This is a genomic window from Brucella sp. GW823-FHT04E01 (assembly GCF_058796175.1).
In genome coordinates this window covers 554,314-571,409 of the sequence record NZ_JBXAIK010000002.1, presented here as the reverse complement: position 1 = coordinate 571,409, position 17,096 = coordinate 554,314, and the positions used below count along the sequence as shown (strand labels likewise).

Genomic DNA, 17,096 nt, shown 5'->3' with positions numbered 1-17,096 from the left:
ACATATTCCCCAGCAGCTATGGACACCGAACCCGCGATAAGGCAGCAATGCCGGCGACAAGAATGCAGCTGGCAGAAGCGACCGAAGCCGCAAGGCCGACTATGAAGCCAACCGTCGAGAGGATGCCGTTATTTGCTCTCAGAAGCGCTGCATTCAATCAGCCGGTTCTTTCAACAAGACGGCTTTCGCGATGCTGTGTGAAGCGGGCTATTGTAGAATTCCTTTCACGCAAGGGCTGTGGAAGAGAACGGAGGCGCATCGATAGCTCTCGTCGGCCTCAGGGCACGAGCACAGCCGCTCCGCTCAGACTGCCCAAGCGGAGATCGGTTAGGGCATCGTTGGCGCCCTCGAGCGGATAGATGATGGTATGGGTCCTAACCCGAGCGGCGTGGGCTATTGGAAAGAACTCCTCCGCATCCCTGCGCGTCAGGTTGGCGACCGAGAGGAGTTCACGTTCCTCCCACAGGATCGCATAGGGCATGGACGGAATGTCGCTCATGTGGATACCGCCGCAGACGACACGCCCCCCCTTGCGAACGACGCGCAATGCGGCTGGCACGAGCTCGCCAACAGGCGCAAAGATGATAGCGGCATCGAGCTCAACCGGCGGCACTTCATCTGATCCTGCTGACCAAACCGCGCCAAGGCTCGACGCAAATCGTTGCGCTTTCATATCGCCTGGGCGGGTAAAGGCATAGACTTCACGCCCTTGCCAAACACAAATCTGAGCGATGATGTGCGCGGCCGCGCCGAAGCCGTAAAGGCCGATGCGCTTGCAGTCCCCCACCTTCCTGAGCGAGCGCCAGCCGATCAGCCCCGCGCACAGTAGGGGCGCCAAGGCCACTGGATCGGCTTCTGGGTCGAGATCGAAGGCGAAGCTTACATCGGCCACCGTATGAGTCGCAAAGCCGCCATCGCGCGTATAGCCGGTAAAGAGCGGCGCATCGCAGAGGTTCTCGGCGCCAGACCGGCAATAGGGACAGGCTCCGCAGGTGTGGCCAAGCCAAGGCACGCCGACGCGACGACCGAGCCTGGAAGTATCGCCACCCTGCCCGACGGCCTCGACGATGCCGACGATCTCATGTCCCGGCACGAGCGGCAATTTGGGGTGATCAAGTTCGCCGTCAACAACGTGAAGGTCCGTGCGACAGACGGCACAGGCTTCGATCTTCAGCATGATCTGCCCCAACCCCGCCACCTGGTTGGGCCGTTCCTCCATGACCAGGGGCATTCCTGGCATCTTGAGCACCATCGCTTTCATTGAAGCCTCCACGCAAAACATGCCTGAAAGAGCGTGAGGCGGAGAGCTTACCCGCCGCCTCACAGGTTTTCGTGCACGAGCGGGAACCCCACGCATCAACCGACAGTGATGCGGTCCTCGACCGTGTTTACGCCCGCTGCAGACCACGCCGCCCGTTCTGCCGCGCTGCGCTCGGACCAGGCGTGCACCCGGCCTTCCAGCCTGACCTTGCCGCCATCCAGGACATTGACGCTGATCGACTGCGCCTCGATTTCCGCGTTGCGCCTCAGCGCATCCTCGATCCGCTTTTTCACGTCATAAGCAGAGGCGCGCTGCTTGATATCAATCCGGTTTGTGACACCGACGACGCCCGAAAGATCCCTCACCGCGTTGGAGGCGGCGGTCTTCTGATACTGCCACTCGACCATGCCGGTGAGCGTCAGCCATCCTTTCTGGACCTTTACCTGCACTGCGTTATCCGGCACGGACGTGTTCCAGTTGATCGTGTTTATAGCACGTTTGGCGATCTCGTCGTCAGCCGTGTGATTGGCGCCGAGAGGCCGGACTTCAATCTCCTCAGCTATGCCCTTCACACCCTTCACCCGGCGCACGACATCCTCGATCGTAACCTTCTGGGCATAAGTCGGTACATGCCCAGTTAGTGTGACGACCCCATTCTCCACTGCCACGCCAATGTCGGCGGCGTCGATACTGGGCTCGAAATCGAGTTCATCGATAATGTCTTGTCTCAATGTACCGTCGTTCATTGTCATTTACCTCACTGTTCTGGGCGAACTCCAATTGACCGCCTTACCGGAGGAATCTGCACCAGCATTTCTCGATCGGCCTTGATCCCGGTCAAAGCTCCAGTGGAAATGGGTTGAATCCTGGCCGTCATTGGCGGCCAAGAGGTTCATGGAACATTCATTGACAGGCTATAGCGGTAGGCGTAGGTCCTGAATCGTTCGTTTGCGAGGGCAAATTGGATGGAATGCCTGAACCTGCACAGGGAACAGCGACAAGGATGATATGTTGTTCGATCATATCGGGGGCCCCTATGACCTTGCTCCGTTTGGACCCGATCAAAATCATATCCTCCGCCATCGGCGGATGCTGCTTTGGGACCGATCCAACTTCACGTTCGATGTTAACGAATTCGATTCGGCTTACGTGGCTGCAACTTAGCCTACGACACCCAGCGAGATCGTCATACGCACCAGTTCGGGGAGGCTGCGAGCCTGCATTTTTGGACATAATGTTCGCGCAATAAATCTCGACTGTACGAGGACTGATTGCGAGATCGTAGCCAATGGTCCTGTTTGGCAAGCCGGCCACGCAGCCGCCAAGATTTGGCGCTCGCGTTCCGTTAGCTGAGCGAGACGTGATTTCAGAGCCGCGACCGCCATTCCGGTCAGGAAAGTCGCTTGGGCTGGTTCGCCGACGCTGGCTTGTCGGTTGCGTGACTATTGAGAAGGCTGATGACCTCCTCTTCCGATATTTGGGGAAAGTCGTGGTAGTGATACCCTAGAGCGAAGAAGCGAGCCGGTTTGCTGAGACAGATAACCGTGTGCGCCTCACCTGCCAGTTCCGCCAGTGTGTCCGCCGGAGCCACGGGAAGCGCAACGATGATCTCACGAGGCGAGCGCCGCTTGATCGCGCGGATGGCCACCTTCATAGTGGCTCCAGTTGCCGCGCCGTCATCGACAAGGATCACGATCTTGTCTGTCATTGGTACTGGCTCACGCCCGCCGAGATAGGTGATCCTGCGGCGCTCCAGCTCGGGGCGTTCGCGATCGACGAGCATCCGCAATTCGGAATCGTCGAGGTTGTAAGCTTCCACTATCTCTCGATTGAGGACGACATCGGGTGGATTGCCGTCGACGATCGCAGCGACCGCCAGTTCGGGGTTTCCCGGCGCGCCCACCTTTCGGACAATGATAAGGTCGAGCGGCGCTTTCAGCGCATTGGCGATCTCGACCGCAACAGGAACGCCTCCGCGCGGCAGCGCCAGTACAACTGGATCGACAAGCTTAAGCTTGGCAAGCTCACCGGCCAGTTTTCGCCCTGCTTCGTTGCGGTCCCGGAACATGATTTCAATCTGCTGGCCACAATTCGCGCAGAGACTTTTTCATGGAGTTCCGGACTTGGACGATCTCCCCATGCGAAATATGCCGGTCCAGCAGCCGAAAAACGGCCGCAACCGCACGGTCTGGATCGTTCAGGAGATCGTCGGAAAAGGCTTCCTGCACACGCTCCATGAAATCAGCTTTCTTGCGCTCCCACACGGGCGTTTCGAGCGGCTTCCAGCCCTCGAAATAGACACCGCGGACAAGGACGGGGAGCTGGGACGAAAGATCAACCATCTCTTCCTGTGGAAGCCAGTCGCGCAACGTCTGCAGAACGCATCGCAACAAACGATAGGCTCGGCGTTCATCCCAATTCAGTTGATCGGCAAGCTCCTTAACCCATTGCTGTGCCTGCTGTGCAGCCTGCGTGAAATTAACGATTGATGTAGCGCCCATTTGGCATCTCCTCTTTTTGCGAACATGGACCATGGCAGCGGCGCGTCGGCGGATCGCATCGCTGCCATGGAAACGAAATCACTCTCCCTTAACCGCGATCTTCTTTTCCGCCCTCTTCGCCTCGACGGTCTTGGGCAACTTCACCGTGAGAAGGCCCTTGGCGAAATATGCGTCGATCTTGTCATTATCGACACCGTCGGGAAGCAGGAAACTGCGCTGGAATGAACCGTATCGGCGCTCGGACAGATGGTAGTCTTTCTGCTTATCCTCCTTTCTCTCGCTCTTTTCGCCCTTGATCGTCAGCGTGTGGTTGGACAACTTGATCTCGACGTTCTTTTCGTCGAGGCCAGGAAGTTCCGCCGTGATCTCATAAGCATCATCCTTTTCAACGAGGTCTATCGCAGGAGCTATCTGCCATTCGGCGCGGGAGATGCGCGGCACCTCGAAACCCAGAACCTTTGACGGCAGGCGCCAGTCGAACGGCCGAAAATCGTCAAAAAGCCGATCGATCTCGCGGCGCAGGTTTTCGAAGGGCATCCGCTCTCCGGTCGTTGCGGGGGCAGCGGATTTGGTAATAGGTAGTTTGGTGGCAGCTTCGGCCATAGCTGATCTCCTTGGAGTTGAACAAATGTTCGCAGGAACCGCTGCCTACGCCCCTTCAACCTTAGGGGCTCTCCGGAGGCACTAGAGCAAGAGGACAGTGGAACCGCCTGTCGGATATCTTCGCCGATCCGGGTCCATCACTTGGCCGGTCGCGCCTGAAAACGCTTCGTTCGCCTGGCTTCACCCGATCCAGTTCAATCCAACAAAGGCCTCAGCAAACCCCGTTTGGCGCCCTCTTTCCTTGACGCGGATCAAAAACTGGTAAAAAGACGAGCCGCATCTGCACTTTGGCTCCAAGATGCTCGTCCTCGGAACCGGCACACGCTAGCTCGCCAAGTCGCTTGCATCATAATTATCCCGCCCAGGCCACTTAAGGGCGGCATTGTGCTGACAGCGGATTGCAAGCCTCTGATTTATGGCAAGTGAGGCTTTGAAAACACTTCTTTTAAATGCAAGGGACAAGAGTTGACGAAAGCTGAAGATCCATACCACCGACGATCGGTCAGGTGGCACTCAGAGAAACGTGGTTCGCTCAATCAAGCCGAAAGCCGTAAGCACCCGAAATGAAGAACCTTTCCGTGATCAACGGATTTTTGAGGAAGGGGCTCTGTTTGTCCCTGCCCTGGATCGGGAGGCCTGCAACGTAGGAGGCAGCTTTAAAACTGTCCGCCATATGGTGGATAAATGCTTTCCTGCTGTTTGACCGGGGTCAATGCCCTCCCCTGCGACAATGCTAAACTTTAAAAAAGCGCGGACGATATAAAAAATATCAGTGCGATCAGTTTGCAGGATGTCAGATGCATGCGGTGCTGGCAGCCCCTAACGTTGGAGAGAGGTTCTTGGGTATTTCAAACCAAACTGATGCAATAGCCTTGTTGACCGATATCGGCAAGCCTGGAGTTTCCGAGTCCGTCGAGATCATCGACACGCATATTTCCCGGATCATTCTTGCTGGCGACTGCGCCTTCAAGATCAAGCGCGCTGTCAAGTTACCCTATGTCGACTTCTCGACGCCAAAATTGCGGCTCGCGGCGTGCCTGAAGGAAGTCGAATTCAACTCCATCACGGCGCCGGGGCTCTATGTCGGTGTCAGGCGCATTGTGCGCAATATGCAAGGTCGGCTTACGCTGGATGGAGACGGAGAACTGGTCGAAGCAGTGATCGAGATGAAACGCTTCGACCAGTCTCTTCTGCTTGATCGCATGGCCGCGGTCGGAAAGTTGACGCCCGAACTGATGACTCAGACTGCGCGCATGATCGCCCGTTTTCACTCCCAAGCCCCGGCTGTGCATAGCGGCAGCGGCTCCGAAAATCTCGCGAGCGTACTCGACATCAACAAGGCTGGCTTTGCCACCAGCCATTGCTTCCGCGAAGAGGAAGTTACTATTCTAGACGGCGTGTTCCGAGAGACGCTTTCGCAGCACGCCGATGTTATGAACCAACGTGAGGTGGGCGGCAAGGTGCGACGCTGCCACGGCGACCTGCACCTGCGCAACATCTGCTTGCTCGACGGCCAGCCCTGCCTGTTCGATTGCATAGAATTCAACGACCAGATCGCGACGGTGGACGTGCTCTACGATCTGGCCTTTCTGCTTATGGACCTGCGTCACCGTGGTTTCCCGGAACTCGCAAATCTGGTGATGAACCGGTATCTAGATGAGACGGACAACGAGGACGGTTTCGCCCTCCTGCCTTTCCTTATGGCCATAAGGGCCGCAGTGCGCGCCCATGTCACCGGCACGCAAATCGAGGAAAGCGGCGATCTGTCGGGTTGCCTGCGCGCCGAAGCCCGTGCCTATTTCGACCTTGCCATGGAATTGCTCGAGAAGCGCCCTCCCCGCCTCATCGCCATTGGCGGGCTGAGCGGTTCGGGCAAGACCACGATCGCCGAGGCGCTCGCCGCCCATATCGGAGCGCCGCCGGGAGCCCGCATCGTGGAGAGTGACCGCATCCGCAAGGCACTGCACGGAGTACCGCCGGAAACGCGCCTGCCGGAGGAGGCGTATCGGCCGGAAGTCTCCGACCGAGTATATGGTGAGATGGTATGGCGTGCAGAACTCATCCTCGCCGGGGGTGGAACCGTCCTCGCGGATGCCGTCTTCGATAGACCGGCGGATCGCACTCGTATCGAAAAAGTTGCGATGGAACAGCATGTGCCATTCATCGGCATCTGGCTGGATGTCTCTCCCGACGTGCTGTGGCGCCGCGTCGACCAACGGCGCGGTGGCCCGTCTGACGCAACGGTCGACATCCTCTCTCGACAGCTGAAAAGGAACGCAGGTGAGATTACCTGGCGCCGCTTCGATGCCGACCGAAGCCCCGCCGATATCCTATCCGGCATCCTGGCCGCGCCGATCAACTGACATTAATCGGCATCGGGTCGAGTTTACGGCACAACAACCACTGTGCAGGGAGCCAGGCTCACCAGCTTCTGCGAAACGCCGCCAAGCAAAAGGCCCGCTAGTCTGCCACGTCCCCTCCGCCCCACAACGATGGCATCAACATTATCGCGAAAGGCCATTTCGAGGATCACCTCCGCCGGATCGCCCCAGACCGTCCGCACTTCAACAGCGGTGACTCCTGTTTTTGTCGCGATATCCCTTGCCTGACAAATCACCTGTGTGGCAAATCCCTCGACGGCATTGGTCAACGTCGCTAAGGGGCGCGCCATTCCATAATCAACAGCCCTATTTCAGAAAGCGCCCAAATGCCGCTAAGCATCCAAATTTCGAATTGACAGCACCAATATATCCATTATTCTGGATACATGGAAAATGAAGACGCAATTACGGCGCTGGCCGCCCTCGCCCAATCGACAAGGCTCGATACCTTCCGGCTGTTGGTGAAGCACGAACCAGCGGGAATCCCCGCCGGTGAACTGGCGCGTATTCTGGATGTACCGCAGAACACGATGTCTGCACATCTGGCAACATTGTCTCGTGCTGGGCTTGTGAACGGCGAACGTCAGAGCCGCTCGATCATCTATCGCGCTGATCTCGACCGATTTAGAGAACTGACCCTTTTCATGATCAAGGACTGCTGTGGCGGCAGTGCCGAGCTCTGCGCACCTCTTATAAAAAGCCTGACACCCTGTTGCGAACCGAAGACGGTCGCCCAGTAACACAAGGCCGCTGAATTCGGCCTTCCATAAACGGACTGATAAAATGACGGATCGGATCTACAACGTGCTCTTCTTGTGCACGGGCAATTCCGCACGCTCAATTTTGGGCGAGGCAATTCTGAACAAGGATGGCGAAGGACGTTTTCACGCCTATTCGGCTGGTAGTCAGCCAAAAGGCGACGTTCATCCTCTCGCAATCAAGGAACTGGATGCTCTTGGCTATTCCACGGAGAACCTGAGTTCAAAAAGCTGGGATGTGTTTTCAGGTACCGAAGCCCCTCAGATGGATTTCATTTTCACGGTCTGTGACAACGCTGCCGGAGAGGCCTGCCCTGTCTGGATTGGCCATCCTATGACAGCCCACTGGGGCATTGAGGACCCCGCCGCGGTTGAAGGAAATGAAGCAGAAAGACAGCGCGCCTTTGCACAAGCCGCCCGTTTTCTGAAGAACCGGGTATCAGTGTTCCTGAACCTTCCCCACGCCACGATAGACCGAATGGCGCTTCAAAATCATCTGAAAGAAATCGGCACCATGGAAGGTAGCACACAGACAAACGTGGAGAATAACTGATGTCCACATTCGAACGTTATCTGACTGTCTGGGTGGCTCTGTGCATTGTCGCAGGCGTAGCTCTGGGCCATTTCTTTCCGACAGTATTTCATGCAATCGGATCTGCTGAAGTCGCCAGGGTCAATATTCCAGTCGCCATTCTCATCTGGCTCATGATCATCCCCATGTTGCTGAAGATCGATTTCAGCGCATTGAGACAGGTCACTGAGCACTGGCGTGGCATCGGCGTCACGCTCTTTATCAACTGGGCCGTCAAACCATTCTCTATGGCGCTTCTCGGCTGGCTATTTATCGGCTGGTTGTTTCGCCCTTATCTGCCTGAAGACCAGATCGATTCCTACATCGCCGGGCTGATTATTCTGGCGGCCGCACCTTGCACAGCAATGGTGTTCGTCTGGTCCAACCTGACCAAGGGCGAACCGCATTTCACTCTGTCGCAGGTCGCACTGAACGATGCGATCATGGTTGTGGCATTTGCCCCTATCGTCGGGCTACTGCTCGGACTGTCGGCAATTACTGTCCCGTGGGACACGCTCGTTCTGTCGGTTGTCCTCTATATCGTCATTCCGGTGATTATCGCGCAAATCCTGCGCAGAAGCATTCTCGCCAGCGGTGGAGAACGAGCTTTCGATGCAATACTGAAGACACTACAGCCGCTGTCCCTGATTGCGCTTTTGGCGACACTTGTTCTGCTATTCGGGTTTCAAGGAGAGCAGATCATCGCACAGCCCATGATCATTGCGATGCTAGCCGTCCCGATCCTCATCCAGGTCTATTTCAACTCTGGCCTCGCCTATCTGTTGAACCGAATTTCAGGAGAGCAACATTGCGTCGCCGGTCCCTCAGCTTTGATTGGCGCATCCAACTTCTTCGAGCTGGCAGTAGCAGCCGCAATCAGCCTTTTCGGCTTCTCATCTGGTGCGGCGCTCGCAACAGTGGTTGGCGTTCTTGTGGAAGTGCCGGTCATGCTCTCGGTCGTCTGGATCGTGAACCGCTCCAAGGGCTGGTACGAACGCGGTGCCAATCAAAAGCCAGTCACCGAAACAGGAAAACTCTGATGTCAGTTACGATCTATCACAATCCGAACTGTGGCACCTCTCGCAACACATTGGCCTTGATCCGTGCCAGCGGCGAAGAGCCTGTCGTCATTGAGTATGTACAAAATCCGCCATCGCGAGAACGACTTGTCGAATTGCTTCGAGCAATGCAGATGACGCCTCGCCAAATCCTTCGCGAGAAAGGCACGCCATATGCCGAACTGGGATTGTCCGATCCCAAATGGACCGATGATGAACTGGTCGACTTCATGATGGCGCATCCTATCCTGACCAATCGTCCAATCGTGGAAACGTCACTTGGCACCAGACTGTGCCGTCCGTCAGAACTGGTTCTCGATATTCTGGAAAACCCGGTGTCGTCATTCACCAAAGAGGACGGAGAAGTCATAAACTATGAAAGAAAGTCGCGCTGACATGGACCTGCCGAACCTCGATCAGAATTCCTTCGCATTGCCCGACTTGGATGCATTACGCGCCGACTTTTCAAAGCATAAGCCTCGCATCCTTTTGCTCTATGGCTCACTTCGTGATCGTTCCTATAGTCGGTTTCTGACGCTGGAAGCGCAGCGCCTTCTCGATGCGATGGGTGCTGAAACGCGTGTCTTTCATGCCAATGGTCTTCCTTTGCCAGACGATGGTTCAGCAGAGCATCCGAAGGTGCAAGAATTGCGTGAGGCAATGCTTTGGTCAGAAGGGCAAGTCTGGACCAGTCCCGAACGTCATGGAGCCATGAGCGCTGTCATGAAATCGCAGATCGACTGGATTCCATTGCCGGGTGGTGCAATTCGTCCGACGCAGGGCCGAACTCTCGCATTGATGCAGGTATCCGGCGGATCGCAGAGCTTCAACGCTGTCAATCAGATGCGCATTCTGGGACGCTGGATGCGAATGATCACCATTCCAAACCAGTCATCCGTCGCAAAGGCGTGGCAGGAATTCGACGACGCTGGCCGGATGAAACCTTCATCCTTCTATGATCGCGTGGTGGACGTAATGGAAGAACTAATGAAGTTTACACTTCTTACGCGTGGCATCTCGGATTATCTCACAGACCGTTATAGCGAGCGCAAGGAAGAAGCTGCCAAACTCGAAAAGCGTGTTTCGTTGAGATCAATATGAGCGCTGAACGGCTTCCCATTGCGGCCATCGCCGGTCTCGGACTGACCCAGAATATCGGTTACGGCACTTTATATTATTCCTTCAGCATTCTCGCGCCGTCCATGGCGGGGGACTTCTCCGTTTCCAACGAATGGATTTTCGGAGCGCTGTCGGTTGCCCTGCTGGCAGGAGGCTTTCTGGCTCCCTGGTTAGGCAAATGGATTGATCGTTATGGCGCAGGTCGCATGATGACGATAGGCTCGATACTGGCCGCCGTCTCTCTCATACTGTGTTCGCTTTCTCCAAATGCTTTGGTGTTTGCAGGTGCGCTAACGATCATCGAAATCGCCGCAAACCTCGTCCAATATGGAGCAGCCTTTGCATTATTAGTGCAATTAGCGCCAAATTTTGCCCAGCGTAGCATCACCTATCTGACACTGATTGCAGGCTTTGCCTCGACAATTTTCTGGCCCATTACAACAACCCTTCAACATTGGCTGACCTGGCAACAGACCTATTTGCTGTTCGCTTGCCTCCATTTGTTTCTCTGCGTGCCGGTACACCTTATGCTCGCGCGTTCGATTGCAAAGAGTGGTCAGAAGCGATCAACAAATGGAACAGTCGCAACTGCCTCTTCAGGTGATCTGCCTGCCCATCAACGGCGCAAAGGTTTCGTGCTTATTCTCGTGGCATTCTCGACGCAGGCTCTCGTTGCAGCGGCCATTCTGGTCCATATGGTGCCGATGTTGGGCGCGCTCGGTCTTACAGGTTCTGCAGCTTTTATTGGCGCGATATTCGGACCTTCTCAGGTAGCCAGCCGCCTGATCAACATGCTCGGTGGCAAAAACCTCGCTCCGATCAGTCTGGCAGTAATCTCTGCCTCCTTGATGGGTTTAGCCCTCATTGTTCTGCTATTCGGTGCTCCATCCATTATTGCGACGATGATGTTTGCCTGTCTTTTTGGCTTCGGGAACGGTCTCTTCAGTATTGTCTCCGGAACGTTACCCTTGTCGCTATTCGGCAGTGATGGCTACGGTGCCATGCAGGGCAAAATCATATCAGCCAGATTAATCGTGTCCGCCACTGCACCGTTAGCGATGGCTTCCAGTATAACGAACTTTGGTGCGAGCTGGAGCCTCACTATTCTGGCTCTTACTGCCGCTTTAGGCGTCGCGATTCTCACAGGATTGAAGTTGCTTCGTTGATGTCAGCTTACAGGCAAACGTAGTTGGAACGAAACCACGGCAGTAAAGCGCATTTCGCCCAACCTGGAAGAATCAAGCTGATCGATACAATAAAAATCGAGGCCCAAGCCAAGCCGCAGACCGCCCATTTCAAACCATCGAGGGACTTTCTGCTGTGTCCGCACCGCCTGCTTCTGCCAGTTTTCCGGGCGTGCAATTCGTTCATCGCCGTGACATAGTCACTCTATATTATCGAAATTCGATAACGTTACTCGTACGAATGGATGCATTGGGACCATGTGGGCATATGGAACATCAAGACCTGCTGAATGGACTCATTCGCCTTCACGTTCTGCATCATGCGGCCGAAGGCGAGGTCTATGGACAATGGATGATCGAAGAATTGGCCAATCATGGATACAAGCTGAGTGCCGGGACACTCTATCCGATGCTGCGTTCGATGGAGAAGAAGGGCTATCTCATTTCCGAGAAGCAGCGCGCGGGCCGTTCCGTCCGGCACATCTATCGAGCGACGCCGCTCGGCCGGGAGGCGCTGGAGATGGCACGCGGCAAGGTCCGCGAGTTGATCGGGGAGATGCTAGAACATCGCTGAGTCCATTTACCTGCGTTCGCTCCATTGACAACGTTTTTATCGTCCGGAGATAGTGATGACCGCACGCGATAATTCAGCCGGTGCCGCGCAACCGGCTGCCGGATCGGCTCCTGAAGTCTTTCGAGTGTTTCTCAAACTCGGGCTGACATCCTTCGGTGGGCCAATCGCTCATCTTGGATATTTCCGCGATGAACTGGTGGTGCGCCGCAAGTGGATCGACGAGGAAGGTTATGCCGATCTAGTCGCACTCTGTCAGTTCTTACCCGGGCCAGCTTCGAGCCAGGTTGGATTCTCGCTCGGGGTCCTGCGCGGCAATGGGTTGTTCGGTGGTTTCGCCGCCTGGCTCGCTTTCACGATGCCGTCGGTCGCAATCCTGTTTGCCCTCGCTCTCAGCGCGGCAGCATTTACTGGAACTACTGCGGAAGGTGTGTTGCACGGCTTGAAGCTGGTCGCCGTCGCCGTGGTCGCGCAGGCGATCTGGGGCATGGCGAAGAGCCTCACTCCCGATCGGGAACGCGCCGGAATTGCTTTGGCCGGGATCGCAGTAGTGGTTTTCATTGGCGGCTCAATCGGCCAGATCGGTGCGATTGCGCTAGGCGCCATCGCCGGCCTCTGGCTCTGCCGCAACGAACTTTCCAAGCCAACGGGTTATCTCCGCTTTCCGGTTTCGCGTCGCAACGGGGCGGTAGCTCTCTTTCTATTTGCTGCACTTTTCGTGATCCCGCCGTTGCTGGTCATGACGACCGGCCATCAGGCGGTGGCACTTTTTGACGCTTTTTACCGTTCCGGCGCTTTGGTGTTCGGAGGAGGACATGTCGTGCTCCCCTTGCTGCAAGCTCAGGTGGTGGCACCTGGTTGGGTCACGAACGAATCCTTTCTGGTCGGTTATGGCCTGGCGCAGGCCGTACCAGGACCGCTATTCACCTTTTCCGCCTATCTCGGCGCGGTCATGGGGCCGATGCCCAATGGTCTAGCGGGCGCTTCCATCGCGGTCGTTGCGATCTTCCTGCCGGGTCTTCTACTGGTCTACGGAATGCTCCCCTATTGGGATGCGTTGCGACTGCGACCGATCGCTCAGGCAGCCATGCGTGGCGCGAACGCCGCCGTCGTCGGCATCCTGGGCGCAGCCCTCTACGCCCCGGTTTGGACAAGCGCGGTTTTTTCACCGCGGGATTTCGCATTAGCGTTGGCCGGGTTTCTCCTACTCACTGTCTGGAAAGTCCAGCCGTGGATCGTCGTCGCGGTCTTGGCCGTCTGTGGGACGTTGGTTCATATAATCTGAAAATTTCCTGTCACGTAATGCTTAAAACACGGAACGCAAACACAGGTACTGATTTCTCTGGGAAAATAGATGGAACGACTGCTTTGAGGAAGGTGTGAAGGCTACGCTAATATCTGAAATGAAAGCGCGTTACCGAACAGCGGCTTTCGACCCTCATTGGAGACATTATTTTATTCAGCTGCCTCGCTGCAGATCAGATGGCAATTGACAGTCGCAGGTTTTTGGAAACTTTCGACAGGATAATATTATCGACCAGATTATGCCTTTGACCGGGTCAGATAAGTTCACATTATTAGTTGCGCGTCGGTTCAATCGTCACTGTTGCAGTGCGGCCCGCAATGAGCCGGACGGCATCGGGAGTATCATCGATCTCGATCCGTACCGGAATCCTCTGGGCCAGACGGACCCATGAGAACGTCGGAGCCACACTTGCGAGGGAACCGACAGAGTCGCTTCGCTCCCGATCCTCGATACCCGCGGAGATGCTTGCGACATGTCCGATCAGCGGTTCCGGCTCACCCATAATATCGATCCTCACGAGATCGTTGACGTGGATTCTGGGAAGCTTCGTCTCTTCGAAATATCCTGCGATGTAGATGGATTCTCTTTCAACCAGCACACCGACTGCACTTCCCGCAGAAACATAGTTTCCCCTGCGCACAGAGAAATTCGTGATCGCCCCTGATGCCGGTGCCTTCACGGTTGTCCGTTCAAGGTCGAGTCTGGCCAGATCCCGCGCTGCAAGTGCTGATTGATACGCTGCGTTTGCCTGATGCATCTGGCTTTCCGCCTGCTGCCGCTGCTTTAGGCTGACGGCTTCTTTAGAGGCTAGCAGTTGATATCGTTCGAAATCCGTCTTCGCCAGCTCCGCCGCGGCCTTCATGCTCTGCGTCTGGGCTTCCGCTTCGCGGAGTGCAAGCTTGAATCGATCTGTTTCTATACGGAACAGCGGCGCCCCTTTCTCCACCCGAGCGTTGTCCGACACCAGAACCTCAGTGACGGGGCCGGAGACATCTGGCGCAAGTCGCACGATATCAGCACGGATGTGAGCGTCGCGCGTCCATGGCGCTTCCATGTAGAAGGACCATAGGTGCCAGCTCAGTACCGCTGCGCAGCCGACCATAGAAAGTGTCAAAAAGACTCGTGCGGAAATGATGGTGACATTCTTCATCTTTGAAACCAGTTTAAAGCGACTGAAAATCCAGCGAGGAGGGTGACGTAGATCGCTAGATTGAACAGAGGGCGATGCCATACCAGTCGGTAAAATCCGTCCTTGTCGAGAACCGACGCGAGAACGCGGAACACGCCGTACGCGAAAAGGGCCAGCGCCGCGAACAACGGCAGGAAGACGCCGTAAAGATCGAATTGTCCGGTCACGCAGCAATCCTCCTTGAAGGTGGTGTTGTTAAAACCGGCGGATCAGCGTCCGGGGCGAGGCAAAGGCGAAGAGCGACCGCGCTCACCAGAAGCTGCCCTTCCGCAGTTGATGTGATCGTGCCCGGAGCGGAAAGAATAAGATCATCCAAAATCCTCAGGGCATTTTCCAAAGGTCCGCGGCGGCCACCGGACTTCAGTTCGTACACGTCTTCGAGTGCTTCGAAGACTGCTTCCGCTTTGCAGCGAATAGAGCTGGACACTTCATCGACAAGCTTCTGCATAGCCATCATATGAAGTCCCGTCCGCAGATCCCGCGTAAGGTCGGTATTTGCGGCATCGGAACTCAGTGGAAGTTTTGAAGCTCTGGAAGCAAAGAGGCCGGCAACATCAATGACGCGATGGTGCGTGACATGGGGCTCGGTATGTCTGCCGGCCGCGATTTTCGCGACATGCTTCTGTACAACGGAAAAAAGCCTTCTGGCGTTTGTCTCCGCCCTAACGGAACGGAAGAGCCTGCAGACCACAATCGTCCAGATCATCGCAAGAATGGTCGCGATTCCTGTGTTCCCGAATAAGACGAAGTCGCTGCTCTGGTGTGACTGAAGCATGAGAAGAAGAGGAAAGTTTATACAAAGTCCCATCCCGACGATGGCCCGGGAAGGCTCAGCGAGGCATATCCCGGCCGGAATCAGAAACAGCCCGAGAGCTGCGGCGAGCGGCAGAAATCCGTCGATCATAGGAAGGACTGCGAAGCCGTAGACGAACGCTGCGACGACCGCGCCGATTGTCACGCCAACAAACTTGCGCATGGCAGGAACCGGATCGTCCATCGTCGCGAGGAGGCAACAAAGGACGCCTGATATCTGTGTAAATGTCATTCCGTCAGACCAACCGCTCGCGATCCAGAAAAGGGTCGATGACGACAGGCAAATCGCGACTGCCACCGCTGATAACAAAGCCATGCCGACGTCACGATGCTGGGTTGGCGTCTGGTCGATAAAAGCGAAGCGGCGAGCCGCTCTCGCTGTGTTCTCATCTTCTATGGCTTCGCGAAGGGTACCGCAGTCATCGGAGATCCGAAGAATATCCCGCAGGTTCCGAGCGGCGTTGGCAAGAAGGTGCTTTTCCCAAGAGTGGTGCGCATCAAAACGGTCGAGCGCATCGATCTCTGTCGTGAAACTCCTTGTGGGATTCTTTGATCGAGAGCCGATCGCCGAACCGATAGCGGCAATCAACGACAAAGCAACTGCCGAGCCGGGCGTGCTAAGCTTGACCAGTGATCGTCGTAAATCCTCAATTTCTGCCAAGAGTGGAAGGAGAGACACCATGCGGTGCTGCAGTGATCGCACTAACGATATCGCACGTCGATATCTGGAGCCATCATATTGAAGATGGGTTGTAAATGACCGCAAGTCTGCTGCGTCCGCAGCCAGGCCTAGTCGTGCCACTCTGCTCTGGGTTTCACCACATTCTCCGACCGCCATTGTTGTGAGGAGCGACCACGCCCTGGCCATCCATCCGTCGATCCGATTGACAAGAACGGTACCCACATGAGCTGGAAAGACGACATGGCTGACGATCGACGCGCATATAATTGCGAGACCGATCTCCTCAATGCGCGACACGACCGTGTCGAACGTGTTCGCCGGGGCTGTGACCAACGGCACTCCTGCAAGAAGCACCGTGTATCCCGCCAGCAACAGGACGTAGCTTCGGGGCGTGCGGTCCAGAAGACTGAAGAACGTGCATGCCGATACCCATGCAATGATCGCCGCTGAAAGCAGTATCGGCTCGTTCACCAGGTTCGGAACCATGACGATCGTTGCACCGCCACCGATGAGGGTTCCGAGCAATCGATAGACCGACTTCGATGAGATCGCGCCCGAAAGCGGATGAGCGACGATGTAGACGGTTGCCACCGCCCAGAACGGTCGAGGAAGGTCGAAGCTGATCGCGATGAAATAGGCAAGCATTGCTGCCAGGAATGTCTTCAATGAAAAGACGACCGTATCGGTGGTGACAATCGACCGAACGCTCACACCTTATCTCCTGGCTGTGAACTGCTCCGGGTAACGCCTCGCTCGTCAATCGTGCCGGTGAGGCCGTAGATCGCAGGTGAGACATAGCAAAAAGGCGCGGCCGCAACGCAGGCATGCAGATAAGCTTCCGCAGGATCCACACATGACATGGCCGGCGTATTTGTCGCCGGAGAAATCATTAGGGCACGGAACCTGGAGAGGACGAAGCTTGCTCCCTTCAGTAAAGGGAGGAGGTGTTGTTGAACTCTCCCGGCCCTCGGCAACTGTGATGAGACTTCGATTGATGAGAGCTGGGTATAATGGGGATCGTGTTGTTGAAATGCCATTGAGGTCTCCGAACGTCATGTCCATTCGAAAATTTATCGACAAATCAGGCTGAGGAATTTAG

At 55.9% G+C, this 17,096-nt stretch carries 18 protein-coding genes and 1 pseudogene; 9 read left to right on the top strand and 10 right to left on the bottom strand.

What is annotated here, in order from left to right; all coding sequences use genetic code 11:
• Positions 1-277 precede the first annotated feature (277 nt).
• The 6 genes and pseudogenes from AC1RHM_RS08085 to AC1RHM_RS08060 form a co-directional block, all read right to left on the bottom strand.
• Positions 278-1,261, bottom strand: coding sequence for a zinc-dependent alcohol dehydrogenase family protein (locus AC1RHM_RS08085; protein WP_151895754.1), 984 nt, complete (start codon positions 1,259-1,261; stop codon positions 278-280).
• Positions 1,262-1,356: 95 nt separating this feature from the next.
• On the bottom strand, positions 1,357-2,007 hold the full coding sequence (locus tag AC1RHM_RS08080) for a BON domain-containing protein (protein WP_151576627.1): 651 nt from the start codon (positions 2,005-2,007) through the stop codon (positions 1,357-1,359).
• A 414-nt stretch (positions 2,008-2,421) separates the two neighbouring features.
• Positions 2,422-2,631, bottom strand: a pseudogene (locus tag AC1RHM_RS08075) (LuxR C-terminal-related transcriptional regulator); the annotation flags it as partial.
• 20 nt (positions 2,632-2,651) lie between these two features.
• A complete protein-coding gene (locus AC1RHM_RS08070) occupies positions 2,652-3,329 on the bottom strand; it encodes a phosphoribosyltransferase (RefSeq protein WP_094515240.1) in 678 nt (225 codons plus the stop codon).
• Between the two features lie 4 nt (positions 3,330-3,333).
• Positions 3,334-3,762, bottom strand: a complete 429-nt coding sequence (locus tag AC1RHM_RS08065; protein ID WP_094515239.1) for a DUF2267 domain-containing protein — start codon at positions 3,760-3,762, stop codon at positions 3,334-3,336.
• Between the two features lie 78 nt (positions 3,763-3,840).
• Entirely contained in the window at positions 3,841-4,365 is a 525-nt protein-coding gene (locus AC1RHM_RS08060) for an Hsp20/alpha crystallin family protein (protein WP_151576625.1), read from the bottom strand.
• A gap of 797 nt (positions 4,366-5,162) precedes the next feature.
• Between AC1RHM_RS08060 and AC1RHM_RS08055 the strand changes: the two genes are divergently transcribed.
• Positions 5,163-6,728 (top strand): bifunctional aminoglycoside phosphotransferase/ATP-binding protein, encoded by a 1,566-nt coding sequence (locus tag AC1RHM_RS08055; RefSeq protein WP_094515237.1) that lies wholly within the window; start codon positions 5,163-5,165, stop codon positions 6,726-6,728.
• Positions 6,729-6,751: 23 nt separating this feature from the next.
• Here AC1RHM_RS08055 and AC1RHM_RS08050 read toward each other — a convergent pair whose 3' ends face one another.
• On the bottom strand, positions 6,752-7,036 hold the full coding sequence (locus AC1RHM_RS08050) for a universal stress protein (RefSeq protein WP_094515236.1): 285 nt from the start codon (positions 7,034-7,036) through the stop codon (positions 6,752-6,754).
• 96 nt (positions 7,037-7,132) lie between these two features.
• On the opposite strand from AC1RHM_RS08050, the gene AC1RHM_RS08045 reads away from it, so the two are divergent.
• From AC1RHM_RS08045 to chrA, 8 genes are all read left to right on the top strand, one after another.
• The gene (locus AC1RHM_RS08045) at positions 7,133-7,486 is read left to right on the top strand and encodes an ArsR/SmtB family transcription factor (RefSeq protein ID WP_094515235.1); all 354 of its coding nucleotides are present in this window, start codon (positions 7,133-7,135) and stop codon (positions 7,484-7,486) included.
• A gap of 43 nt (positions 7,487-7,529) precedes the next feature.
• Positions 7,530-8,057, top strand: a complete 528-nt coding sequence (locus tag AC1RHM_RS08040; RefSeq protein WP_010660309.1) for an arsenate reductase ArsC — start codon at positions 7,530-7,532, stop codon at positions 8,055-8,057.
• The gene (arsB, locus tag AC1RHM_RS08035) at positions 8,057-9,115 is read left to right on the top strand and encodes an ACR3 family arsenite efflux transporter (RefSeq protein ID WP_010660310.1); all 1,059 of its coding nucleotides are present in this window, start codon (positions 8,057-8,059) and stop codon (positions 9,113-9,115) included. Before AC1RHM_RS08040 ends, arsB begins: the two co-directional genes overlap by 1 nt.
• The gene (gene arsC / locus AC1RHM_RS08030) at positions 9,115-9,528 is read left to right on the top strand and encodes an arsenate reductase (glutaredoxin) (protein ID WP_094515233.1); all 414 of its coding nucleotides are present in this window, start codon (positions 9,115-9,117) and stop codon (positions 9,526-9,528) included. Before arsB ends, arsC begins: the two co-directional genes overlap by 1 nt.
• Positions 9,509-10,234: an arsenical resistance protein ArsH gene (gene arsH, locus AC1RHM_RS08025; RefSeq protein WP_151895753.1), complete on the top strand. Its 726-nt coding sequence runs from the start codon at positions 9,509-9,511 to the stop codon at positions 10,232-10,234. The genes arsC and arsH overlap by 20 nt, the downstream gene beginning before the upstream one ends.
• Positions 10,231-11,418 (top strand): arsenite efflux MFS transporter ArsK, encoded by a 1,188-nt coding sequence (arsK, locus tag AC1RHM_RS08020; protein WP_010660313.1) that lies wholly within the window; start codon positions 10,231-10,233, stop codon positions 11,416-11,418. The genes arsH and arsK overlap by 4 nt, the downstream gene beginning before the upstream one ends.
• A gap of 286 nt (positions 11,419-11,704) precedes the next feature.
• Positions 11,705-12,010, top strand: coding sequence for a PadR family transcriptional regulator (locus AC1RHM_RS08015; RefSeq protein WP_010660314.1), 306 nt, complete (start codon positions 11,705-11,707; stop codon positions 12,008-12,010).
• Between the two features lie 55 nt (positions 12,011-12,065).
• Positions 12,066-13,292, top strand: coding sequence for a chromate efflux transporter (gene chrA, locus AC1RHM_RS08010; protein WP_151612543.1), 1,227 nt, complete (start codon positions 12,066-12,068; stop codon positions 13,290-13,292).
• A gap of 292 nt (positions 13,293-13,584) precedes the next feature.
• Here chrA and AC1RHM_RS08005 read toward each other — a convergent pair whose 3' ends face one another.
• Genes AC1RHM_RS08005 through AC1RHM_RS07995 form a run of 3 tightly spaced genes read right to left on the bottom strand, consistent with a single transcriptional unit; the run spans position 13,585 to position 16,708 of the window.
• Positions 13,585-14,463 (bottom strand): efflux RND transporter periplasmic adaptor subunit, encoded by an 879-nt coding sequence (locus tag AC1RHM_RS08005; protein WP_010660316.1) that lies wholly within the window; start codon positions 14,461-14,463, stop codon positions 13,585-13,587.
• Entirely contained in the window at positions 14,460-14,669 is a 210-nt protein-coding gene (locus tag AC1RHM_RS08000; RefSeq protein WP_010660317.1) for a DUF1656 domain-containing protein, read from the bottom strand. Before AC1RHM_RS08000 ends, AC1RHM_RS08005 begins: the two co-directional genes overlap by 4 nt.
• Positions 14,666-16,708 (bottom strand): FUSC family protein, encoded by a 2,043-nt coding sequence (locus AC1RHM_RS07995; RefSeq protein ID WP_151895752.1) that lies wholly within the window; start codon positions 16,706-16,708, stop codon positions 14,666-14,668. The genes AC1RHM_RS08000 and AC1RHM_RS07995 overlap by 4 nt, the downstream gene beginning before the upstream one ends.
• Between the last annotated feature and the right edge of the window lie 388 nt (positions 16,709-17,096).